Consider the following 22953-nt stretch of genomic DNA (forward strand, 5'->3'; position numbering starts at 1 on the left):
AGCATCGCCAACAGAATCACATCCCAACGCCAGACAACCAATCAAAAGCGAGTCATCCACCTCAAAAGATGTGTGCATCCCCTAGCCGCAAAAGCGGGGGAGAGGTGGCCGCGAAGCGACGCTGGCGAGTTGTCGCCGAAGCACGGCAAGGTCGAGCCATTTCCCCTCTCCGTCTCGGTTTCGCCGAGCCACCTCTCCCCCACCTTCGTGGGGGCGAGGAACCCGCATCCTGCCAAGTTCGCGCCTCCTTTGAGCGTTTCACATCGCCGTAAAACCATTGTCAACGAACAGATGCGTGCCGTTGATGAAGCTCGACTCGTCGCTGGCCAGGTAGAGCGCCGCCCTCGCCACCTCTTCCGGTTCGCCGATGCGGCCCTGCTGCGCGGCCAGCGCCGCGTCGGAGACGTCGACGCCGAGCCTGCTGAGGTCGGCGACCTCGCGCAGGCCGTGCGGCGTGCGGATGAAGCCGGGGCAGACCGCATTGCAGCGGATGTTGCGGTCGCGGAACTCGACGGCGATGGCGCGGGCGAACATGTGGCAAGCGCCCTTGGTGGTGTCATAGAGCACTTCATTGGGAGTCGCCGCCACCGCTGAGATCGACGAAGTACAGACGATCGAGCCGCCGCCGGCCGCAATCATGCCGGGCAGCACGGCGCGCGTCATCAGGAACATCGAGCGCACATTGACGGCATGCAGCCAGTCCCATTCCTGCACCGTAGTCTCCAGGAAGGGTTTGATGACGATGGTGCCGGCGTGGTTGAACAGTACGGTGACCGGGCCGAGTGTTTCCGTCGCACCCTTCACCGCCGCTTCGACCTGTGCCTCGTCGGAGACGTCGGCGACAAAATGCTCGGCGACATGGCCGCGCGCCCTGATTGTCGCTGCGGTTGCGGCGGCCGCCTCGCCGTTGCGGTCGATGATCGCCACCTTGGCGCCTTCGGCGGCGAACAGCTCCGAAGCCGCTCCACCCATTCCCGTCGCTCCTCCCGAAATGATGGCGACCTTGCCGGCCAGTCTTGTGCCCATTTTTCTGCCCCTGTGTGACGATTTCGCTTTGCTGGTTGCGATGCTACCGCGCCCGCGCCGGGCGGCCAATCCACGAATTGAGTGCAGCGAGGGCAAGGTCATAGGTCCATTCACACGCAGAAGCGAGAACGGACGCGCCATATGGATCGGCCGTCGGAGGGCGCCCTCTAAGCAAGTGCCTACCAACTTCCGGCACCATAGGAGAAAACTATTCTATCTTTGGCCCAAAAATAGCAATCGACAAAGTCTACAAGTTTTATAGATTAATCGCCGAGACGGAGGTCGATATGTCCTATATCCAGAACGCCCAGGATCGCAGCGGTCAGCGGGCGGCCAATGCCCAGGCTTTTCGCCCGGCCTATGCCGGGGCTTTCGCCTATCTCGTCTTTGCCCTTGCGTTCGTGTTCACCGGGGCCGTTGTTCTGGGCCTTATTCCCTGAGTCGTCAGATCGACCGGGGTTAGCTCCCCCCACCGCTTTCAGGCAATCGGAGTTGAATGAACCGAATCCTCGGCGTGCTTTCGCGCGCCCGACACAACGGAGGACATGGCAATGCCGATCGAGTTCACGCATATTCCGGGCAAGACCGCCGATGCCGCGGTTCCCTTTTTCTACGACTTTGCCGAGACCGCGACCAAGCTCGGGCTGATCGAGGATGGCGGCTTCCGCAAGATCGTCGTCGACGATTCGGCCGGGCTGCTGACCAACATGGATCTTGCGGCCCAAGTGCTCGATCGCACCTCGTCGCTGGAAGTCGTGCTCACCCATTGGGCGGGCGTGGTCGAACCGACCGTGGCGGCCCGCCAACTGGCGTCGATCGACAGGAAAAGCGGCGGGCGCCTAGCGCTGAGAATGATCAGTGAGCCGCTGAGCGACGCCGACGCCGAAACACGGCCGGTCGGGCACACCGTCATCTGGCAGCGCATAGACGAATATCTGGTGTTGCTGAAGCGGCTGTGGTCGAACGACCGGCCCTTCGACCACGAAGGAACGTTCTACAGCATCAAGGGCGGCTACGTGCCGCGCAAGGGACCGCACGGCGCCGACCTGGTCATCCGCATGGGCGGGCAGTCCGGAACGGCACTCAAAGTTGCCGGCCGGCATGCCGATGTCTTTGAATTGGCGCCGGGCTCGATCGATGAGATCCGGCAATTGATGGAGCGGGTGCGCCGCTCCGCCGCCGAACATGGCCGGGCCGGCAAGCTGCGCTTCGCGCTTCCGGTCGGGATTCACCAAGGTGCTTCCGCCTCCGGCCACAAGGCGGTCGATGTTGCCGGGCCGCCAGCCCAGGCCGCCCTGTCACTGCTTGCCTATGCAGCCCTCGGGATCGATGAATTCATGATTGTCGGCGTCGACACGCCGCGTGAGATCGCAACGGTCGGCCGGGAAACCATCGCCCTGCTGCGCAATTCGCTGGCGCGTCGCGAACACGAGGCATTCCAGCCTGGGGCATATGCGTCTCGTGCAGGATTGGAGACGCGCGCAACGGGCTGAGTTCTGGCCTACGGAATGAAAGCTATTCCGGTAACGCCGAGATCCTTCACACCCCCCTCTGTCCTGCCGGACATCTCCCCCGCAAGGGGGGAGATCGACAGCTTCACCCGCAGCGCTCGTCTTGCCCCGTTGGCGATTAGTGAAAGCCGAGATGACAGCCAATCTCCCTCCTTGCGGGGGAGATGGCCGGCAGGCCAGAGGGGGGTGCTGTCCCGCCGGCATTGATCTTGGCGCCCTAACTCGCCATGCCCGACAATCGCGACAGGCCTTCAATGACAGCGCTGGAATCAGCGAGCGCGCCAAAGACGCCATCCTCAACCGTCACCATGTGAAGCGCTGCTTCGTGCGCTTGTCTGTCGCCGCTGGCGCAAGCGTCCGAGATCGTCAGGCATTGGAAATTCCGGTCGCAGGCTTCGCGCAGCGTGGTGTGGACGCAGACATCCGTCGTGCATCCGGAAAACATGAGATGCGTGATGCCTTGGGCGCGCAGGACAAGCTCGAAATCCGTATAAATGAAGGCGCTGTTGCAGGTCTTGTCGACAATGATGTCCTGCGGCGCCACATCGATCTCCGGAACGATCTGGAACCCCGTGCCCGAGCGCAGCAGGATATCGGTGCCGTCGAGACCGGCGCGCTTGCGGCGCCATTTTTCGTAAGGCGTCATATCGGCCATATCGGCCCGATAGCCCTGCCTCGTGTGGATGACCCTGACGCCGGCCTTGCGCGCGGCCGCGATCAGCCGGCTCACCGTCGGCAGGATCGCCCTTAGAGGCGACGGGTCATAGCCCTGCCTGGCGAAGTAGCCTGATGTCGAAAGGAAATCCTGCTGCAGGTCGATGACGATCAGCGCGGTGTTTTCGGCCACCAGCCTGCCGTCATAGGGGAAATCGAAGGGCGTTGCCTTGATCATCCGGGGCTCCCTGCTTTGGGCCGCCACCATAGTGGATCAGCGCGACGACACCAGATGCTGGGCGTCGTGCAGGCGCCGATAGATGCCGCCGGCGCGGAGCAGTTCGCTGTGCGAACCCTGTTCGACGACGCCGGACTCCGAGACGACGACGATGCGGTCGGCGCCGCGGATCGTTGCCAGCCGGTGTGCGATGACCAGCGTGGTTCGGCCCTCGGCAAGTTCGGCCAGCGACTTCTGGATTTCGCGCTCGGTCTCGGTGTCGAGCGCCGACGTCGCCTCGTCGAGGATAAGGATCGGCGGGTTCTTCAGGAACATGCGGGCGATCGCCAGCCGCTGCTTCTGGCCGCCGGACAATTTTACGCCGCGCTCGCCGATGATCGTGTCAAAGCCGGCCGGCAGGCCCGATATCATGCCGTCGAGCTGCGCCCGCCGCGCGGCATCGGTGATGGCCTCGTCGGAGGCGCCGAGACGGCCATAGGCGATGTTTTCGCGGATCGAGCCGCCGAACAGGAAGACATCCTGCTGGACGATGCCGATCTGGCCGCGCAGCGAGGCGAGCGTCATGTCCCTGATATCGATGCCGTCGATGCTGATCCGCCCGGCGCTGACTTCGTAGAACCGCGGCAGCAGCGAGCATATGGTGGTCTTGCCGGCGCCCGACGGGCCGACGAAGGCGATGGTTTCGCCGGCGTGAATGGTGAGATCGATATCCCTGAGCACCGGCTTGCCGTCGCCATAGCCGAAGCTCACACCGCGATATTCGATGTCGCCCTTGAGCCCGCTGGCGGTAACGGCATCAGGCCGGTCGGCGATGTCGGGTTCGGTGTCGAGCAGCTCGGTGTAGCGGCGGAAGCCGGCAATGCCTTTTGGATAGGTCTCGATCACCGAATTGATCTTCTCGATAGGCCGCACGAAGACGCCGACCAGAAGCAGGAAGCCGACGAAGCCGCCATTGCTCAGGCCTCCCGTAATGACGAGGTAGCTGCCGGCGATCATGACCACGAGCTGGATCAGCCTTATGCCCATATAGTTCAGCGAATTGCTGGCCGACATGATGCGGTAGGCGTCGAGCTTGGTCTGGCGGTAGCGCTGGTTGTCATGCGCGAACAGCGTGCGCTCATGCTCCTCGTTGGCGAAGGCCTGGACGACGCGCATGCCGCCGACATTCTCCTCGATGCGGACGTTGAAATCGCCGACACGCCGGTAGAGCGCCTGCCAGTTGCGCTCCATGCGGTCGCCGTAGCGCATCGTCACCCAGGCGATCAGAGGCACGATCACCGCCGTGATCAGCGCCAGATGCATGTTGACCGTGAACATCAGCACGAAGGCGCCGGCGAAGGTCATGATGGCGATGAACAGGTCCTCGGGGCCATGATGCGCAATCTCGCCGATCTCCTCGAGATCCTTGGTGACGCGGCCGACGAGATGGCCGGTCTTGTGATTGTCGTAAAAGCGGAACGACAGTTTCTGCAGATGATCGAAGCTCTTGCGCCGCATCTCGGTCTCGATGTTGATGCCGAGCATGTGGCCCCAATAGGTGACGACCGCCATCAGCACCGTGTTGAGCAGATAGATCACCAGCAGTCCGGCCGACGCGATGATGATCAGCGTCCAGTCCTGCTGCGGCAGCAGCTGGTCGACGAAGGTGCGGACCGCCATGGGAAAGCCGAGTTCGAGCAGGCCGGCCAGCACCGCGCAGGAGAAGTCGAGCGCGAACAGCCCCTTCCAGGGCGCGTAGTAGGAAAGGAAACGTCTGATCATCGAGGTGAACCGCAAGCTGTCTTGATGGACGCGGCGAGGGCGCCGGCCGCCATCGATGGGCGCTGCTTACAATCGGCAGGGCAGGGCCGGCAATATGCCAGCGCCGACTTCATTGCCTGCCTTTCCACATCAGCGCCATGAAATAGGGGCCGCCCACGAAGGCGGCGATGAGGCCGGCCGGCACTTGCCAGGGAAAGATCAGCGTCCGCCCTGCCCAGTCGGCGGCAACGAGGATCAGCCCGCCTGTCATGGCCGAGGCCAGAAGCTGCGGCACGGCGCGGCGGAAGCCGAGCATGCGTGCGAGGTGCGGCGCCATCAGGCCGACGAAGCTCAGCGGGCCGATGACCAATGTCGCGGTTGCGGTGGCCAATGCGGTGAGCGCAAGCAATGTGGCGCGAACACGTCCCAGTCGCAGGCCAAGGCCACGCGCGGCGGTTTCGCCGAGCAGCAGTATATCGAGCCAGCGCGCGGTCAGCGGCGCCAGCGCGAGGACGGCGACCGCGACCGTTGCGGCGGTGAGGGCATCATTGGGTGTTGCGCGATAGGTCGATCCCGACAGCCAGGTGAGCAGGAAGTCCATGCGCGGATCGCCGCTGGCCAGAAGCAGCGCGGCGAAGGCGGACGCGGCCGTCGCAACGGCGACGCCGGCAAGCAGCAGCCGTTCCGGCGACAGGGCATTGCGCCGCCCGGCCAAAACAACGATCGTCAGCGCCAGCATGGCGCCGGCGAGGGCGGCGCCGAGCATTGCCACGCGGTCGAAGCCGTCGCTGAGCAGCAGCAGCGCCAGCACGCCGAAAGAGGCGCCGCCGGAAATGCCCAGGACCTCGGGCGCGGCCATCGGGTTGCCGGTCATGCGCTGCATCAGCGTGCCGGCGACGGCGAGCAGGACGCCCGCCGACAGGGCGACGACGACGCGAGGCGCGCGCAGGGCAAGCAGCTCGGTCAAATCCGCGGATGCGATCCAGTGCCAACCGCCTGCGCCACGGCCAAAGCCGATGGCGAGGACAACCGCGAGGATGAGCGCCAGCAGGCCGGCCATCAAAGGCAGGCCGTTTGTCGGCAGGCGTACCGACGACACCATATCGGCTTGCCTTTCGGGAGTGGTTCGCATTCGCGGCAACAGGAACAGCAGCAGCGGCGCGCCGAGCAAAGCGGTCGCGGTGCCGGCGGGGATTTCGCCGGCGAACGGCAGATGCTGCACCAGACGGTCGGTGAGCCAGAGCAGGGCGCCGCCGACCAGCGGCGACCAGACCAGGCGGCGGCCAAGCGTGCGCGCTCCGGCCAGCCGCGCCACAGCCGGGGCGGCGAGCGCCACGAAACCGATGACGCCGACCTCGGCGACGACCAGCGCGCTAAGCGAGACGGCGACTGCCATGCCGGCAAGGCGGATGACGGCCGGCCGGGTGCCGAGCGATGCCGCGCCGTCGTCGCTGAGATCGAGCAGGCGTAGCGGTCGCCAGAGCAGGAACGCGGCGCAGATGCCGGCCAGCAGCCACGGCGCCAGAGCAACGACCGCCGCGTCGCCATTCTGCACCAACGAGCCGCTCTGCCAGATGAACAGCTCCTCGGTGTATTCGCGGTTGAGCGCCATCAGCAGCGCGCCGGCCGAGCCGAAAGTGAGGCTGACGACGAGACCGGCGATGATGATCGACACCGGCGAAAAGCTGCGCCCGCGCGCCAGTGCGAAAACGGCTGATGTGGCGAGCGCGCCGCCGGCCAGCGCCACACCTTCGCGGCCGCCCTCCAGCAGCCATGGTGCATAGAGGGTGGCTGCTGCCAAAGCGAGGCTCGCTCCCGCATTGGTGCCGATCGTGGTCGGCTCGGCCAGCGGATTGCGCAGCACATGCTGCATGATGGCACCGGCGAGACCAAGTGCAGCGCCGGCCAGCATGCTGACGGCGACACGCGGCAGGAAGGCATAGCGATACAGCAACTGCGCTGGATCGGATGTGTCGGGGGCGGTGAGCGCCTGCCACCACAGATGCGTCGGCAAAAGATGGATCAGATCGAAGACGGTCAGCATCAGCGCCAGCCCCGCAGGCACGGCTACCAACAGGATAAGCGCGCCGATGCCGTCGCTCTGTCGCGGCAGGGACATTGCCTGGGCGATCATGCCGCTGCCACGAATTCGGCGAAACGCGCGGCAGCAGTGAGACCGCCGAACGGCCAGACTGGCGGAATGGTCCGCACTTGGCCGTTCCGGACGCAGGGCAGATTGGCCCAGAGCGAGCTGCGGGCAATCCTGATCCTGACGTGCGGCGGGATAGGATCGAGCGAGATCAGCTGCGCCTCGCCGACGGCGACCAGTTCCTCGATGCCGACCGTCGAAAAACCCCATTCATTGGTGGCGCCGGTCCAGGCGTTGACGAGGCCGAGCCGGTCGAGGACATCCTGCAGCAGGTTGCCGGCGCCGTAGACGCGGACATGGCGATCATCGAACATGCTGACGACGCAAACCGGTTTTTGCACCGCCCGCTCCAGCCTGGCGCGGGCGTGCGCGATCGAGGCTTCGATGCGCGCGACAAGGTTTTCTGCTTCCGCCCTGCGGCCAAGCATGTCGCCAAGCTGCAGCGTCACCTGTTGCGCCTGCGCGTAAGGTGGAGCCTTGCCGCTGTAGAACGGAACGTTGAAGGTCGGCGCCAGTCTGGTGAAGCTGCTCTCGTCGAGGCCATAGCCATAAGCGCCGACGATCAGGTCGGGTCGCAATTCCCTGAGCAGTTCGAGATTGGGTTCGCCGCGCGATCCCAGGTCGATGGTGGCCTGCGGCAGTGCCGGGCCCTGCACCCAATCGCCATAACCCCTGATGTCGCCGACGGCGAGCGGCGACAGGCCGAGCGAGACCACGATTTCGGCCGACGTCCATTCCAGGCAGACGACGCGGGCAGGTACCGCGCGTGCCATGCCGCCCGGCAAGGCGAGGCCGGTCGCGGCGAGGCCGGCAAGATACTGGCGCCGTGTCAGCGCCGCCATTTTGGGTCGGCCCGCCACCTTGCTTCTACCATGTGTATTTCACCGAACCGTTGATCCTGCGGCCCTCGCCGTAGAAGCAGCCGAAGCCCGAGGAGAAGCAGGAGGCGACGTAGCGTTTGTCGAACAGATTGCTGGCATTGAGGCTGAGTGTGGCGTTCTGCCAGGCGTAATGCACCGCCGCGTCGGCGAGCACGACCGACGGAACCTTGAAGCTGTTGGCGTCGTCGCCATAGGTCGAGCCGACATAGCGGACGCCGGCCCCCGGGCCGAGACCTTCGAGCTTGCCGCTCATGAAGGTGTAATTGGCCCAAAGCGATGCGGAATGGGCCGGCACGCCGAAGGGCATGTTGCCTTCGTTGCTGACCCAGACGCCGTTGACGTCTTCGACAGCGGTCGCCTTGGTGATCTTGGTGTCGAGGTAGGTGTAGGCCGCTCTCAGATCGAGGCCCGCATCCAGGCTCGCCACGGCTTCCAGTTCCACGCCGCGCGAACGGATCTCCCCGGTCTGGAACAGATCGTTGGGTGAGCCCTCATTGCCGGAACGCACGACATTCTGCCGGGTCAGGTCGAAAACTGATGCCGTAATGAAGGAATTCCAGCCGGTCGGCTGGTACTTCAGCCCGATCTCGTATTGTCTGCCGGTCTCGGGCACGAACAGATTGCCGTCGCTGTCGGCACCCGCCACCGGCTGGAACGATTCGGAGTAGCTGACATAGGGCGCAAGCCCGTTGTCGGCGAGGTAGACGAGCCCCGCCCGGCTGGTGAAGGCGTTGTCCTTCTGCTCGGGAATGTAGCCACCGGCCAGATTGTCGTAGACCTTGGCGTCCGACCAATCCTGGCGGCCGCCAAGGGTCAGCCGCCAGTTGCCGAGCTTGATCTGATCCTGCGCATAAAGGCCAACTTGCTGCTGGGTGGTGTCGGTATCGGTGTAGGGCGTCAGATCACCGATCTTGTAGCCGTAGACCGGATCGAAGACGTTGAAACCGTCCTCGACGGTCCCTTCCGAGGCATAGTCGCGGTAAGTATAGCGTTTGTAGTCGAGGCCGACGAGCAGCGTGTGGGCAAGCGGCCCGGTGTCGAAATCGGCTTGTGCCTGGTTATCGATGGTGACGCCGCTGAGCTTGGTGCCACCGGCATCTGCATAACGGTAGTAGTCGCCGCTTGAAGGTTCCAGGCCGTTCGAGTCCGTCAGTCCGCCACCAAAGACGCCTTCCTCGGTGTGGGTAAGGTGGACGTAGCGGGCATGCTGTCGAACCTGCCAGGTTTCGTTGAAACGGTGATCGAATTCGTAGCCGATCGAGGCCTGGTCGTTGTTGTAGGAGTCGAAGCCGGGTTCGCCGACGAACATGCTGTTCGGCAGGTACTTGCCGTCCTTGCCCGGTATGACCGTGCCGTAGGCAGGCAGATACTGCATCGCCCATCCCGAGCGATCGCGCTGATAGTTGGCGAGGATGGTCAGGCTGGTGTCGGCATCGGGCTGCCAGGTGATCGCCGGCGCGATGAAGATGCGGTCGTCCTTGACGAAATCGGTCTGCGTGTCGCCCATGTGAGCGGCACCGGTGAGGCGAAACAGCAGCGACTTATCGGCGTTCACGGCACCGCTGAAATCGAACTTGCCGTCATACCGATTGAAGCTGCCACCACCGAATTCGACCTCGCGCAGGTTTTCCTCGGTTGGCCGTTTGCTGACATAGTTGATGATGCCGCCGGGGCTTGCCTGGCCATAAAGCACCGACGCCGGTCCGCGCAGCACCTCGTAGCGTTCCGCGCCATAGGAATCGAGTGCGGTGAACAGGGTGAAATTGCTCTCCTTGAGCTGCAGCCCGTCCCTGTAGAAGACGCCGCTGGCGTTCGAAATGCCGCGCAACTGCAGGCCGAGGCCGCGATTGTCGGTGCCGTAGAGATTGCCGGTGGCGCCGGGTGTGTAGCGCAACGCGCTGTTCAGGCTGTCGACGGCTTGCGCTTCCATCTGGTCCCTGGTGATGACCGATATCGATTGCGGCGTCTCGATCAGCGGCGTGTCGGTCTTGGTGCCGGTGGAGCCTTGGTGGCAACGTAGCCCTTGACCGGCCCGAATGCGCTTTCGACACGTTCCTGGACGTTGATCGGGTCCAGGGTGGTGGTGACCGTCTCCTGGGCCAGTGCATGGCCGCAGCCAAGCAGGGCCGGCAGCGACACCGTTGCGATCAGCAGGCGCTTGCGCGCCATCCGGTTCTGCCAAATCGGTCCATGTCCTGAAATCATCCGGTGCGCCTCCTGTTTCCAAACTCGTGCCGATATTGCCGGTCGCGACGATTTGTTGATCGTTGCAGTCATCTTCAATGTTGACTAGTAAGGTCATGTTTCATAGTCAACCGGGCATGACCTGTCGAAAGCCGGAATCTGGAAATGCGGGCGGCCGCACTGGAGAAAAGCCATGAGCATGGCTGGAATTGATGCCCAGACTGCCTTCCATATCGATGCCGTACGCTTTGCCGTCGGCGAGCGGACGCTGCTCGGTCCGGTTTCGCTCGAACTGGAGCGCTCGCGCGTCTATGGGCTGATCGGCCACAATGGTTCGGGCAAGTCGACGCTTATCAAGCTCATGGCGCGCCAGCAGCCGGCGAGTTCAGGCGCCATCACTTTCGCCAGGCGTCCGTTGCCGCAATGGGGTGCCCGCGAATTTGCCCGCGCGCTTGCCTATCTGCCGCAGACGACGCCTGCGGCGACCGGCCTGACCGTGCGCGAACTGGCGACGCTCGGGCGCTATCCCTGGCATGGCGCGCTTGGCCGTTTCCGCGCCGAGGACAGGCAGCATGTCGAGGAGGCGCTGGCCCTGACCGATATGGAGGGTTTTGCCGACCGGCTGGTGGACGAATTGTCGGGCGGCGAGCGCCAGCGCGCCTGGCTCGCCATGCTGGTGGCGCAGAACGCCGGCGTCATGCTGCTCGACGAGCCGATCTCGGCACTCGACATCGCCCATCAGGTCGAGGTGCTCGGGCTGGTCAAGGAGCTCAGCCGCAAACGCGACCTATGTGTCGTCGTCGTGCTGCACGATCCCAACATGGCGGCGCGCTACTGCGACGAACTGATCGCGCTGAAGGACGGCAAGCTGCTGACGCGCGGCACGCCCGGCGAAATCATGCGCAGCGATGTGCTGAAAGGCATTTTCGGCGTGGAGATGGGCGTGTTCGCGCACCCCGTCACCGGCCAGCCTGTCGGCTATGTGCAGTGACGAGATCTGATGCGGCGGCGGGAAATAGAAGGCGGCTGGCCGCTGTGAGAACAAGGAAGAAGCTGTTGTCGAGAACTGGTTTGTTGGCGGCGTTGGTCGCATCCGTCATCCTGTCGGCCGGCAGCGCGATGGCCCAGGAGCAACCCGCCGGTGCCGCGCCGGCGATCGAAACCCCCGCCGTGCCCGCAGCCCCAGCGCCGATTGCACCCGCACCCGCCGCACCGGCAGTCGCTCCGCCGGCCACAATGGCGCCTTCGCAGCCAGGCACGCAGCCGAATACGGCCGCGCCGGCCGAGACCGGACCTTCGACGGCGATGGAGATGACCTTGCCGCATGACCTGTCGCCATGGGGCATGTTCATGGCGGCCGATATCGTCGTCAAGGCAGTGATGATCGGGCTGGCCTTTGCCTCCCTCGTCACCTGGACGATATGGTTGGCCAAGTCGCTGGAGCTTTTCGGCGGGAAGCTGCGCATCCGTCGCGCCGTGCGGGCGATCGGCGGGGCCGCCACGCTGAAGCAGGCCAGCCGTACCCTCGACCGCAGCGGCGGCCCCGGCACGCTGCTGGTGCGGGCGGCCGAGGAGGAGACCGCACTCTCGGCCGGCGCGCTCGATCATGTCTCGGGCGACGGCCTCAAGGAACGGGTCACGTCGCGCCTGTCGCGCATCGAGGCGGCGGCGGCGCGGCGCATGTCGCGCGGCACTGGCGTGCTGGCGACGATCGGCTCGACAGCGCCCTTCGTCGGCCTGTTCGGTACGGTCTGGGGCATCATGAACGCCTTCATCGGCATCTCGCAGGCGCAGACCACCAATCTCGCCGTGGTCGCGCCGGGTATCGCCGAGGCGCTGCTGGCCACCGCGATGGGCCTGGTCGCGGCCATACCGGCCGTCGTCATCTACAACGTCTTTGCCCGCTCGATAGCCGGCTATCGGCAGATCCTCGCCGATGCCGCCGCCGGGGTCGAACGGCTGGTCAGCCGCGACCTGGACTTCCGCACCGTTGCGCCGGCAACGCCACTGGCGGCGGAGTAGGCGCCATGGGAAGCAGAATCCGACAGGCCATGGATGACGATCTCGAGGAAAGCCACGAGATCAACGTCACCCCGTTCATCGATGTCATCCTGGTGCTCTTGATCATCTTCATGGTCGCGGCACCGCTGGCCACGGTGGATGTCAATGTCGATCTGCCTGGTTCGACGGCAACGCCCGCACCGAGGCCCGAGACACCGCTGTTCCTGACGCTGAAGGACGATCTGACGCTGGCGATCGGCAATGACAGCGTGCCGCGCCCGGCTTTCGCCACGACGCTGGACGCCAAGACCAAGGGCGACAAGCAGACGCGCATCTTCCTGCGCGCCGACAAGGCGGTCGCCTATGGCGACCTGATGGAGGCGATGAACCTATTGCGCGGTGCCGGCTATCTGAAGATCGCGCTGGTCGGCCTGGAGACGGCTCCCGCGTCCAATTCTCCGGCGCCCGCAGCCACGGGTGCGCCGACGCCATGACGCAGGCGGTCGCTGTGCCCTCGGTCCAGTTGTCGCGCTTCGGTTGGCGCGACCTTGGCTTGTGGGCCGGTGCTGCCGCGCTGGTCCTTGGAGCCCATGTCGCGGTCGCCTATGCAGTGCAGAACCTCACAATGGTCACCGAAGCGGATGGCGGTCCCCCTCCCGCGCAGATGATCGAGATGGCACCGATGGTGGTGATGCCGGCCGTGGAAGAACAGGTCGCCGCGCTGGATGCGGTGACGCCAGATCAGACCGAACCGACACCGACGACCGAGCCGACACCTGAAGAACCGGTCGAAAAGGCGGAGCCGGTTGTCGAGCCGCCGGAAGCGGTCGCGCCAGACGAGACAGAACCCACCCAGACCGAAACGGTTGAAGAGGTCGATCAGCCGCCGCCGGATGAGGTCGTCCCCGATGTTGCCGAGGCTGTCACGCCCGACGTCGTCATTCCCTTGCCGCAGCCGAAACCGGTCGAAGCTGTCAAAGACAAGAAACCGGTCGCGGCCAAGGCGAAAAAGCCTCTCGAGAAGCCCAAGCCGCGGCCTAAGAAGGAGAAGGCAGCCCCGCCGAAGACGGCAACCGCCACCAGCGCCGACGCACGGCCCGCGGCCAGGACCGCCGCGCCGAAGTCGGCCGAATCGACGTCTCGCTCCGGCGACTCCAGCAAATGGGACTCCCGTCTGGGTGCCTGGATCAAGCGGCACACGCGCTATCCCAGTTCTGCCAAGGCCCGACGCGTCGAAGGCAGGCCGTATGTCGCCTTCACGGTCGACTCGTCCGGCCGGGTCCTGTCCGCCAGGCTCTCTCGTTCCTCGGGGGATGCGGATCTGGACCGTGCGGCGCTCGCCGTGCTGCAAGGCGCCACGGTGCCGGCACCGCCACCGGAACTTGGTTCGCGTCTGAGCCGTACAGCGCCGTTCGTGTTCAGCCTGCGCAACTAGAGCATTCACCGTTTCACGGAAACGGCGAGCTGCTCTAACTCTTTGTTTTGACGCAATTCTCTAGGGAAAGCGCTACGCGCTTTTCCCGGGAAAACCGCTTCACACTTTTCCTAGAATTGCTCTAGAGCCGAACTTGATCGGGCCGGCCTGTCAATAGGCCAGTGACAGGCTCAGGGCCTCGACCTGTTCGAGATAGAATCGGCATTTCGTGCGCAAGGGCCCGAGGCCCGGGTCATCGGCGCCGTTGATCTCGACGGTCTGCATCATGAAGTCGAAATGGGCGTGGAAAGCGTCCACTGTACCCCAGAGACTGTCGGCCTGGCAGCTGTCGGCAATCGCCATCGAGACGAGTTGGCGGGCCTCGACCCGCGCGGCGTCAGGCGACGGCGGCCGCCTGGCGATCAAGACGTCGAGCCGGCTGAAAATGCTTTCCCTGGCATCGACGCTTCTGATGTTGGCTATCATGTTCATGTGCAGGTCCCCCTTGGCATTCCAGACGCGCAATAGGTTCCGGTCCGAAATTGAAAAACTGGTGATCAGAGCATTTCAGCGGCGCCAATGAACGCGTCGCGTTTGGGCGGGCGACATGCATCAAGCTTGAGCGACCGACCGCCGGTCCTGCGGGCAGGATGCAATCAGGGCCGGGATGGCGGTTGCATCGGAGGGATGGCCCCTGATGATGTTGGCGACCTCGGCATCGGCCTGCTCGAACCAGTAGACCATGTCGGCGCGGCGCAGGTCCGTCGCGGCCTTCTTCAGCAAGGGCAGCAGGCTTTGCAACGCGCACAGTGTCTCCCACCGGTTTGGGGAGGTCGAGCCGGCCACCGCGCATGCGGCTGACGATTGCATGTCGCTACGCTCTCCGTGGCTGGACGGCCCGAGTGTCTTTTGCCTGCGCCTTGGGGTGCAGCGGGTTGCCGCTGAGCTGCGCATGCCTGGCCGGCCGTGCGCCGCGAAGAACGTCGAAGGCCTCTGCATAGGCCATGCCGAGCAGATAGGAGATCATCGGAAAACGGCTGGCTTCGGCCATTTGCACGAGCTCATTGGTCATCGACGAAATATATTGAAGACTATCGATTTCCGACTGGCGTAAGGATTGATTTGGCACGTGCTGCTCCTGTCTCTGGTTATACCTAGGGAACGCGTTACTGGCCGCGATGCACATAGTTGGTCGGCTAATTGATGGATTGGCCCACCGTCGAGGGATCTCTTTCCGGTGTCGAGAGGGTCAAGGCATAGATCGGTGCGTCGGTGAGACTGTCGAGACCAAGCAGCCGCTTGATCGCGGAATGACTGAGCGCGGCTGTCGGACATGCCGACAGGCGATGGTTGGTCGCCGCCAGCATGATGTTCTGGCCGATATGGCCGGCCTCGATCAGCACGACACGATAGGCGTTGGCGTCCTCATATTTCCACATCGTGCGATCGAGCCTGGCGCAAAGCAGGACCAGGCACGGCATGGCGTCGGCCCACTCCTGTCCGCCGACCAGTTCGGAGATCTTCGGCAGATGGTTTGCGGAAATCCTGCCAAGGTCGTGATCCGCGGCGGAATAGTGATAGACACCGGGTTCGAGGCCATCGACGCCGAGCGCGACCACATAGGCCTCATAGGGATTTCGCGCGCCGCCTGAAGGGGTCATGCCGAGCGGCAGGGTGCCAACGCAATTGGCGGTCTCGCCGATGATGCCGAGCCCTGCGAACAGGCAATCGGAAAGCTGTTTGGCCGTGATGGTGGGCTGAGCCGCCGTGCGGTTGGTGCGGCGCCGCGCCATCAAGCTAAGAAGTTCATTGTCTTCCAGTGCATTCGGCAGCTGGATGGCGCCCGCGGAATTCTTGAGCATGAGGTTCGGCTGCGGCGTATGGCCGGCGCGTTCTATCTGCCGCTCTTCCGCTTGCTCGATGGTCATGTATTCGCTGTCCTGGACGCAGAAATGCATCAGCGCCGTCGGAAGCCCCCAACTCCATTGTCCTGAAAACTGTTCCTCCTGCTCGGCGAGAGGCGATCCGGCTGTGACCAGCGCGGAGAAATCGAGCAACTGGGGAACGACAGCCTTCAACTCGGACTTCGACCATCCATGGGCGCGGGCAATGTCCGCCGTCGATGCCCATTTGTCCCACGATGCGAGAAGGCCGACCATCTCAGGGCTGCATTCAAACACGCTTCTGGTCAGGAAGTTGCATGCCGTGACCTTGTTCGGTCCGGGATAGAAAACAAGCGTTTTCGAAGAGCGCATTTTCATAAAGCTGATGCCATCTGCGGAGCCGAGGCGCCGACAAGCAAGACGCTCGTCGGCGCAGAACGGCTTCAGCGCTTGTTGTAGTGCATGCCCTGCGAAAAGAAGACGGTCTGCGTGCCGGCGGCAATCGTCAGCTTCGGAGCATTGGTCACTTTCTTGGCCATTTTCATCCCTTTCCTGACCCCGATTTGGGATCCGTTGAAAGACCCCCAGAACGGGATCCGCGTGAAGAAAGGTAAGGTCGGGAGAGTTAATGGTTTGTTAAAATTATAGTAAAACCACGAGCCGAAGACGGATGCGTGGATTATCTTTCCTGGCATTAAAGTGTAAAATATCGATTTTATTCAGATACAGAGTAGACAATCGTTGGCATACGCTTTATCGGCGTACGCTTATTCTTATTTGGCGTAAGACACGGCGATCCGGGGGTTAGCCCAACCCGTCCCGGGTGAGGCTGACAACCAGTTGATCGACGCCCGGATCGTCGAGATTGATGACATGCGCCATGCTGATGGCATCCCTTGCGTGGATGTTGGTGATGTCGCGCCGCATGATGACGGACACGAATGCCGGGCCGGCCTCCGTCAGGAGCATGGCCTTGCCCATCAGCACCGGTTCGGAGATGGGGGCCCATTGCACGGAGATCAGCGACGGCTCTCCGGTCTGGCGGCGATTGATGCCGCTGAAATAGATCCAGTTCAGCCGCGAGATCGCCACGCCATAGTGATTGCCGCGCGCTCGTGCCCAGGTCGATCCCCGGCGCTCCGACCATCCGGTGACCCTTCGGAAGGTGACCAGTTCGGCTTCGCGCCGCACGAAGGTCACCGAGCGCATCAGGAGGTCTAGGCGGCCCGGGATCGAGAAATAGGTGAAATAGGTGCCGCCCGCGATCGAAGGACTGGGAGGGCGGATCATCTGGTTGAACAGGCTCTCGGAAACCGGCGGCAGGCCACGCATCGCTGGCTCGGGTGCGTCGGGATCCTGGTACAGTTCGGCCTCGTCGATCCGAAAGTAATCGCATATCAGCTTGGCGGTGGCCTTGTTGGGAACGGTCTGCCCTTGCAGGTAGCGTTCGAACTGCGTGCGATTGATGTGCAGCTCACGGCATACCGCACTTACGGAGGCATGGTCCTTGCACAGCCGTCTAAGGTTTGCAGCGAGATTCTCGCGAATTGACACGTCTTTGCTTCCGCAGGCGGATTTTTCATTTCGACTCGAAATCCATATAGCGTCTCCGGCCGCCCCCGCCGAAACGCCTGGTCACAACGCACAGAAAAAACTGATTTGGTAATGTCAATTTACTGGGGCGGTTTCCAAAAAAAACGGAAACAATCGGTGAGCGCTTCCGCCATAAGTCCAATTGACAAAAATTTTGCCGGATATTGCGAAATAGGCGATGTAGCGCGGCCTTTTAAGGTGCGCTGGGCAGAGCAATGCCAACGCGGGGCAAGCCGGGACGAGCGTCGCGGACCGCATCTGGCGCGGAGAGTGGAATTATTCCACTGGTGGAGCTGAGGAGGATCGAACTCCTGACCTCGTCATTGCGAACGACGCGCTCTCCCAGCTGAGCTACAGCCCCGTCCAGCGGATGGGCGCATTTATCGGGCGACGCGGTTTCCTGTCAAGGCAGAGGTTTGCCGAAATCCAGTGCCGTCAAGCGTCGAGTTGGCGCCGGCGGAAAGCGGCCCTTGCCGGTTTCGCGTGCAATGGCTACATGTCGGCAACAATTGGAGACCGGTATGCTCGCCCTCATTCAAACAATCGTCATGGCGCTTGACCTCTACTGGTGGATCATCATCGCCTCGGCGATCTTTTCCTGGCTCTACGCCTTCAACGTCGTCAATTCGAAGAACCAGTTCGTCGGCAGCATCGGCAACATGCTCTACCGGCTGACCGAGCCGGCGTTGCGGCCGATCCGCCGCTTCATGCCGGACCTTGGCGGCATCGACATCTCGCCGATCATCCTGCTTCTGATCCTGTTCTTCCTGCGGCAGTTTCTGCTTACCACGGTGGCGCCTCTGATCCTGTGAGCAGGATGACCTTATGAGCACGCCGTTTCGCCTGCGCGAAAACGGCGCCGAGCTGTTTGTCCGGCTGACGCCAAAGGCTGCGCTGGACAGGCTCGAAGGCTTCGAGGCCACGGCGGACGGGCGAAGCCATCTGAAAGCGCGCGTCCGCGCCGTGCCGGAAAACGGCGACGCCAATCATGCGCTCGAAAAGCTGCTGGCCAAGGCTCTGGGCGTGCCCAGGTCCGCTGTCTCGGTTGTCGCCGGCGGCACCGCGCGGCTGAAGACCGTGCGCATTGAAGGCGATCCGGCGATGTTGGCGAATAGCATCGAGGCGCTCGGCCATCAGTCCTGATGTCCTTGCCGGAGGGTTCAATCGCCCAATGGCAAACGCGGATCGTCGACTTTCAACGTGTTCACGCTCTGCTTGATGCGGCGCAGATTCTCCAGAACCCTTGGTCCGCGCGTCTCGGCGACCGAGGTGACGATCATGTCGACGATCGACAGCAGCGCATAGCGCGACGATGTCGGCTTGTAGATATTGCCGTCCTCGAGCGACTGGAAATGGATGACCGTGTCGGCGACCTTGGCGAGTGCGGAGTCCGGCGGGGTGATGGCGATCGTGGTGGCGCCATATTGCTGGGCGACCTGGACCGCATCGATGACCGATCGCGCATAGCCGGAGACAGAGAAGGCGATCAGCGTGGTGTCAGGGGTGGCGACGGCGGCGTACATGCGCTGCAATTGTCCGTCGATCTGCGCCAGCACCGACACGCCAAGCCTGAACAGCCGGTTCTGCATTTCGGTCGCCATCATGGACGAAATGCCACCGGAGCCGATGCACAGCACATTACCGGAAACAGCGATGCGTGCGGCGACGGCGACCAGCGTCGTCATGTCGAGGTTTTCGCTGGCGCGCTGGATGGCCGATATCGCCGCTTCGGTGATGGCGGAAGCGATGCGCTGTTCGCGGGCATCACGGCTCAACGGCTCCGGCGACAGATACTGGCCGCCGATGGCGATGGCTTGCGCCAGATAGAACTTGAAGTCGCGCAGGCCCTCGCAACCGAGGTTGCGGCAGAACCGCGTCACCGTCGGCTCGCTGACACCAACGCGCGCGGCAATTTCCGAAATCGCCGCCTTGGAAACGAAATCGAGGTCTGCCAGGACGAAGCTGGCCAGCTTGCGATCCGACTTCGTTCCGTCCTGCGACATCAGCTGCAGGCGCGTGATGATGTCGGCTGGCGTCTTCATGCTGCTATTTTCATAGAGGCAGGCCCGTTGCCTTGTCGAACAGATGGATGTTGCCGGGGTCGACAGAGACCGGCAGCAGGTCTCCCGGCCTGACCGGCACCCTGTCACGGAACACGGCGCGTACCGTATCAGCACCGATAGCGCCATAGACATGGGTTTCGGAGCCGGTCGGCTCGACGACATCCACCCTGATCGCCATCGCGTCGACAGCCTCGCCGATGACAAAATGCTCGGGCCGGATGCCAGCCTCCACCGCGCTGTCCGCCGACACCTGTTTGCCGGCAAGCGCAAGCCGCCCGCCGCCGGCCGATTCGAACCAGGTTTTCTGAGCTGTCGTCTTGAGAGAGCCCGAGACAAAGCTCATCGACGGCGAGCCGAGGAAGGAGGCGACGAACTTGTTGGCCGGCCTGTCATAGAGCTCCAGCGGCGCCCCGACCTGCTGGATCCTGCCGCGGTCCATCACGACGATGCGGTCGGCCATCGTCATGGCCTCGATCTGGTCGTGGGTGACGTAGACGATCGTCGATTTCAGCCGCTGGTGCAGCGCCTTGATCTCGACGCGCATCTGCACGCGCAATTGTGCATCGAGGTTGGACAGCGGCTCGTCGAACAGGAACACCGACGGTTCGCGCACGATGGCGCGGCCCATGGCGACGCGCTGGCGCTGGCCGCCCGACAGCTGGCGGGGATAGCGGTCGAGATAGGAGAAGAGATTGAGGACGCCGGACGCCTTCTTGACCTTCTCATCGATCACCGTGCGCGTCTCACCGCGTATCTTCGGGCCAAAGCCGATATTGTCAGATGCCTTCAGATGCGGAAACAGTGCATAGGACTGGAACACCATGGCGATGTTGCGCTGCTGCGGCGGCAGCGCGTTGGCGCGCACGCCGCCGATCAACAGGTCGCCGGAGGTGATCGTCTCCAGCCCGGCCAGCATGCGCAGCAAGGTCGACTTGCCGCAGCCGGACGGGCCGACCAGCACGACGAACTCGCCGCTCTTGATATCGAGGCTGATGTTCTCGAGGATCTTGTGCTGCCCGAAGGATTTCGACAGGTCGCGAAATTCGACGTCTGTCATGCTCACGCTCCCAGGATGTCGTCGATGAAGGGCAGGCAACCGGCGGTCAGTCCCGCGTCCACGGGCATCACCACGCCTGTTATTGCCGATGCGCGATCGGACGCAAGGAAGGCGACGGCTTCCGCGACTTCCGAAGCGTTGACGATGCGGCCGAGCGGATAGAGCCGCTGCAGCTTGCCGAGGATTTCGGGATCCTTGGCAAGGCGGTGGTCCCAGGCGGCGGTGCGGATCGATCCGGGGCAGACGACATTGGCGCGCAGGCCGCTGCGGCCGAGTTCGACGGCGATCGCCTTGGCGTAAGCGTTGATGCCGGCCTTGGCCGCGGCATAGGCGGGATTGCCGAAATGCGCGATGGCATTGACCGACGAGATGAAGACGACACTGCCGGAGCCGCGGCCGGCCATCGCCTTGACCAGCGGGTCGGCGAAGTTCATCACGCCGGTCAGGTTGAGGTCGAGTTCCTGCTCTATTCTGTTGGGATCGAGCGCCGAAATCGTCTCTGCGCGTGTCCAGCCGGCATTGTTGATGAGAATGTCGGGCACGCCATCGCGGTCGAGGATCGCAGCGATCGCCGTGGTTATCGACGCCTTGTCGAGAAGATCGAAGACGTGGCGGGAGGCAAAATGCGGGCTCTTCAACGCCTCGCTCGACTGGTCGCAGCCTATGACCCTGGCGCCTCTTTGCGCCATCAGCGCCACGATGGCCGTGCCGAGGCCGCCGCCAGCACCCGTCACCACGACGGTCTTGCCCTCGAACTCGGCCCGGCCTTCGAACTTGGCCCTGCCTTCGAACTCGGCCCTGCCTTCGAACTCGGATTGCGAAACCACCGTACGTCATCCTCCGGAAGTTCTGACAGATCGCAGAAGGCCTAGGCCTGTAAATGTAATTAAGCAACAGAATAATCCGCTTGCAAGCCTTCAAATGATCGATAATGTAGGAAAGTCACATAAATCTTCTGCTCCGGCACGAAGAGGCGCGCAGGCGCAAATCAAAATGGGAGAGATCAAATGAGCCTTGCAAAATGGACTGTCGGCCTGATGGCCGGAATGAGCATGCTGGCAATTGCGGCGCAGGCGGATGCAGGCGAGGTGCGGGTCACCGTGGCCGAGTACAGCGCCAAGACTGCTCCCTATTTCGCCGACGTCAAGAAGGAATTCGAGGCGGCGAACCCCGGCATCACCGTCAAGTTCGAAGTGGTGCCGTGGGATGTGCTGCTGCAGAAGCTGACCACCGACATCACCGCCGGCACCAATGCCGATCTGTCGATCATCGGCACGCGCTGGCTGATCGACTTCGTCCAGCAGGATGTCGCCGAGCCGCTCGACAGCTACATCAAGCCCGACTTCAAGGATCGCTTCATCGACACCTTCCTGTCGCCCTCGATTATGGACGGCAAGACCTACGGCCTGCCGATCGCGGCCTCGGCGCGCGCCATGTACTACAACAAGGAGCTGTTCGAGAAAGCCGGCATCGCCAAGCCGCCGGCAAGCTGGACCGAGCTGCAGGACGATGCGCGCAAGATCAAGGCGTTGGGGTCCGGCACGTTCGGCTTCGGCCTGCAGGGCAAGGAGATCGAGACCGACGTCTATTACTATTATGCGATGTGGTCGCAGGGTACCGAAATCCTCAACAAGGATGGCACTTCGGGCCTGAGCACGCCAGGTGCGCTTGAGGCGGCCAAGCTCTACAAGTCGATGATCGACGAAGGCCTGACCGAACCCGGCGTCACCTCCAACAACCGCGAGGACGTGCAGAACCTGTTCAAGCAGGGCAAGGTCGGCATGATGATCACCGCACCGTTCCTGTCCAACCAGATCAAGGACGAGGCGCCGAACCTGAAATACGGCGTGGCGGCCATTCCCGCCGGACCGACCGGCGCGCGCGGCACATATGGCGTGACCGATTCCATCATCATGTTCAAGAACTCCAAGAACAAGGACGAAGCCTGGAAGCTGCTCGATTTCCTGTTCACCACAGAGCAGCGCGCCAAGTTCACGCAAGGCGAAGGCTTCCTGCCGGTGAACAAGGAAGAGGCCAAGATGGACTACTACGTCAACAATGCCGATCTGGCAGCGTTCACCGCGCTCCTGCCCGACGCCCGCTTCGCGCCGGTCATTCCGGGCTGGGAAGAAGTCGCCCAGATCACGTCGGACGCCATGCAGAAGATCTATCTCGGCGGCGACCCCGAGGCGGGCTTGAAGGACGCAGCCGCCAAGGCCAACACCGTGCTGAAGAAATAGGGCGTATCTCCCTGCGCCCGTGGCGCGCTCCGCTCAGGCGGGCGCGCCACATCTTGCAGACATTGAGCAGAAGGACAGTTCGTCGATGTCAGCGCCACCCCAGCCAGGTTCCTTTCCTCTCCCTCCGGAGGGGGGAGAGGTGGCTCGGCGAAGCCGAGACGGAGTGGGGGAACCACCTGGCAACCGCCGCGTACGGACATAGGAAGGGCACTAGGCGCAAGCATAAGCCTCGCCTTGCGTCTAAAGGTCGACCCCCACTCCGTCGAGCTTCCCTCCACAACAAAACCCCCCTAGAAGGGGGGGCGGTGGGGGGCGGTAT

General features: G+C 63.3%; 24 protein-coding genes and 1 tRNA gene. 9 read left to right on the forward strand and 16 right to left on the reverse strand.

The window, feature by feature from the left end; all coding sequences use genetic code 11:
- Nucleotides 1-258 precede the first annotated feature (258 nt).
- Entirely contained in the window at nucleotides 259-1026 is a 768-nt protein-coding gene (locus NKH52_RS33170) for an SDR family NAD(P)-dependent oxidoreductase (protein ID WP_352736488.1), read from the reverse strand.
- Nucleotides 1027-1313: 287 nt separating this feature from the next.
- Between NKH52_RS33170 and NKH52_RS33175 the strand changes: the two genes are divergently transcribed.
- Nucleotides 1314-1466: a hypothetical protein gene (locus NKH52_RS33175; RefSeq protein ID WP_352736490.1), complete on the forward strand. Its 153-nt coding sequence runs from the start codon at nucleotides 1314-1316 to the stop codon at nucleotides 1464-1466.
- A gap of 111 nt (nucleotides 1467-1577) precedes the next feature.
- Nucleotides 1578-2519, forward strand: coding sequence for an LLM class flavin-dependent oxidoreductase (locus NKH52_RS33180; protein ID WP_352613059.1), 942 nt, complete (start codon nucleotides 1578-1580; stop codon nucleotides 2517-2519).
- 235 nt (nucleotides 2520-2754) lie between these two features.
- Here NKH52_RS33180 and NKH52_RS33185 read toward each other — a convergent pair whose 3' ends face one another.
- The 6 genes from NKH52_RS33185 to NKH52_RS33210 all read right to left on the reverse strand — a co-directional run bounded on the left by NKH52_RS33185 (nucleotide 2755) and on the right by NKH52_RS33210 (nucleotide 10368).
- Entirely contained in the window at nucleotides 2755-3429 is a 675-nt protein-coding gene (locus NKH52_RS33185) for a cysteine hydrolase family protein (protein ID WP_352736492.1), read from the reverse strand.
- A 36-nt stretch (nucleotides 3430-3465) separates the two neighbouring features.
- A complete protein-coding gene (locus tag NKH52_RS33190) occupies nucleotides 3466-5190 on the reverse strand; it encodes an ABC transporter ATP-binding protein (protein ID WP_352736494.1) in 1725 nt (574 codons plus the stop codon).
- Nucleotides 5191-5299: 109 nt separating this feature from the next.
- Nucleotides 5300-7303 carry a Fe(3+)-hydroxamate ABC transporter permease FhuB gene (fhuB, locus tag NKH52_RS33195; protein WP_352736496.1) on the reverse strand — a complete coding sequence of 668 codons (2004 nt, stop codon included), beginning with the start codon at nucleotides 7301-7303 and terminating at the stop codon, nucleotides 5300-5302.
- Nucleotides 7300-8160: an ABC transporter substrate-binding protein gene (locus NKH52_RS33200; RefSeq protein WP_352736498.1), complete on the reverse strand. Its 861-nt coding sequence runs from the start codon at nucleotides 8158-8160 to the stop codon at nucleotides 7300-7302. The genes fhuB and NKH52_RS33200 overlap by 4 nt, the downstream gene beginning before the upstream one ends.
- 25 nt (nucleotides 8161-8185) lie before the next feature.
- A complete protein-coding gene (locus NKH52_RS33205) occupies nucleotides 8186-10129 on the reverse strand; it encodes a TonB-dependent siderophore receptor (RefSeq protein WP_352736500.1) in 1944 nt (647 codons plus the stop codon).
- 41 nt (nucleotides 10130-10170) lie between these two features.
- Nucleotides 10171-10368, reverse strand: a complete 198-nt coding sequence (locus NKH52_RS33210) for a hypothetical protein (RefSeq protein ID WP_352968411.1) — start codon at nucleotides 10366-10368, stop codon at nucleotides 10171-10173.
- A 214-nt stretch (nucleotides 10369-10582) separates the two neighbouring features.
- On the opposite strand from NKH52_RS33210, the gene NKH52_RS33215 reads away from it, so the two are divergent.
- The 4 genes from NKH52_RS33215 (at nucleotide 10583) to NKH52_RS33230 (ending at nucleotide 13819) form a co-directional block, all read left to right on the forward strand.
- Nucleotides 10583-11374 (forward strand): ATP-binding cassette domain-containing protein, encoded by a 792-nt coding sequence (locus NKH52_RS33215; RefSeq protein WP_164762277.1) that lies wholly within the window; start codon nucleotides 10583-10585, stop codon nucleotides 11372-11374.
- Nucleotides 11375-11439: 65 nt separating this feature from the next.
- Nucleotides 11440-12405: a tonB-system energizer ExbB gene (gene exbB / locus NKH52_RS33220; RefSeq protein ID WP_352736504.1), complete on the forward strand. Its 966-nt coding sequence runs from the start codon at nucleotides 11440-11442 to the stop codon at nucleotides 12403-12405.
- A 5-nt stretch (nucleotides 12406-12410) separates the two neighbouring features.
- Nucleotides 12411-12878 (forward strand): TonB system transport protein ExbD, encoded by a 468-nt coding sequence (gene exbD / locus NKH52_RS33225; RefSeq protein ID WP_352442129.1) that lies wholly within the window; start codon nucleotides 12411-12413, stop codon nucleotides 12876-12878.
- Nucleotides 12875-13819, forward strand: a complete 945-nt coding sequence (locus NKH52_RS33230; protein ID WP_352736506.1) for an energy transducer TonB family protein — start codon at nucleotides 12875-12877, stop codon at nucleotides 13817-13819. Before exbD ends, NKH52_RS33230 begins: the two co-directional genes overlap by 4 nt.
- 150 nt (nucleotides 13820-13969) lie before the next feature.
- Here the strand turns inward: NKH52_RS33230 and NKH52_RS33235 are convergent, their stop codons facing one another.
- The 6 genes from NKH52_RS33235 to NKH52_RS33260 form a co-directional block, all read right to left on the reverse strand.
- Nucleotides 13970-14290, reverse strand: a complete 321-nt coding sequence (locus tag NKH52_RS33235; protein ID WP_031213427.1) for a hypothetical protein — start codon at nucleotides 14288-14290, stop codon at nucleotides 13970-13972.
- Between the two features lie 120 nt (nucleotides 14291-14410).
- Complete coding sequence (locus NKH52_RS33240) at nucleotides 14411-14668, reverse strand: hypothetical protein (RefSeq protein WP_081734866.1); 258 nt, start codon at nucleotides 14666-14668, stop codon at nucleotides 14411-14413.
- A 4-nt stretch (nucleotides 14669-14672) separates the two neighbouring features.
- The gene (locus tag NKH52_RS33245; protein ID WP_023811699.1) at nucleotides 14673-14927 is read right to left on the reverse strand and encodes a hypothetical protein; all 255 of its coding nucleotides are present in this window, start codon (nucleotides 14925-14927) and stop codon (nucleotides 14673-14675) included.
- A gap of 67 nt (nucleotides 14928-14994) precedes the next feature.
- Nucleotides 14995-15957: a SagB/ThcOx family dehydrogenase gene (locus tag NKH52_RS33250; protein WP_352736508.1), complete on the reverse strand. Its 963-nt coding sequence runs from the start codon at nucleotides 15955-15957 to the stop codon at nucleotides 14995-14997.
- Between the two features lie 528 nt (nucleotides 15958-16485).
- Complete coding sequence (locus NKH52_RS33255; RefSeq protein ID WP_352736510.1) at nucleotides 16486-17235, reverse strand: helix-turn-helix domain-containing protein; 750 nt, start codon at nucleotides 17233-17235, stop codon at nucleotides 16486-16488.
- Between the two features lie 324 nt (nucleotides 17236-17559).
- Nucleotides 17560-17635, reverse strand: a tRNA-Ala gene (locus NKH52_RS33260).
- 160 nt (nucleotides 17636-17795) lie between these two features.
- Between NKH52_RS33260 and NKH52_RS33265 the strand changes: the two genes are divergently transcribed.
- Together NKH52_RS33265 and NKH52_RS33270 are read left to right on the forward strand one after the other, a co-directional pair.
- A complete protein-coding gene (locus NKH52_RS33265) occupies nucleotides 17796-18086 on the forward strand; it encodes a YggT family protein (protein ID WP_023811703.1) in 291 nt (96 codons plus the stop codon).
- Nucleotides 18087-18099: 13 nt separating this feature from the next.
- Nucleotides 18100-18417: a DUF167 domain-containing protein gene (locus NKH52_RS33270; RefSeq protein ID WP_352736512.1), complete on the forward strand. Its 318-nt coding sequence runs from the start codon at nucleotides 18100-18102 to the stop codon at nucleotides 18415-18417.
- Between the two features lie 17 nt (nucleotides 18418-18434).
- On the opposite strand, the gene NKH52_RS33275 is transcribed toward NKH52_RS33270, so the two are convergent.
- The 3 genes from NKH52_RS33275 to NKH52_RS33285 are packed head-to-tail and all read right to left on the reverse strand — an operon-like array spanning nucleotide 18435 to nucleotide 21131.
- Nucleotides 18435-19316 carry a MurR/RpiR family transcriptional regulator gene (locus tag NKH52_RS33275; RefSeq protein ID WP_352736514.1) on the reverse strand — a complete coding sequence of 294 codons (882 nt, stop codon included), beginning with the start codon at nucleotides 19314-19316 and terminating at the stop codon, nucleotides 18435-18437.
- 10 nt (nucleotides 19317-19326) lie between these two features.
- Nucleotides 19327-20394: an ABC transporter ATP-binding protein gene (locus NKH52_RS33280; RefSeq protein ID WP_352736516.1), complete on the reverse strand. Its 1068-nt coding sequence runs from the start codon at nucleotides 20392-20394 to the stop codon at nucleotides 19327-19329.
- Between the two features lie 2 nt (nucleotides 20395-20396).
- A complete protein-coding gene (locus NKH52_RS33285; RefSeq protein WP_352736520.1) occupies nucleotides 20397-21131 on the reverse strand; it encodes an SDR family oxidoreductase in 735 nt (244 codons plus the stop codon).
- Between the two features lie 270 nt (nucleotides 21132-21401).
- Between NKH52_RS33285 and NKH52_RS33290 the strand changes: the two genes are divergently transcribed.
- Complete coding sequence (locus NKH52_RS33290; protein ID WP_352736518.1) at nucleotides 21402-22634, forward strand: ABC transporter substrate-binding protein; 1233 nt, start codon at nucleotides 21402-21404, stop codon at nucleotides 22632-22634.
- Nucleotides 22635-22953 lie beyond the last annotated feature (319 nt).

This window comes from Mesorhizobium sp. M1066 (assembly GCF_040318635.1).
Classification (GTDB): domain Bacteria; phylum Pseudomonadota; class Alphaproteobacteria; order Rhizobiales; family Rhizobiaceae; genus Mesorhizobium.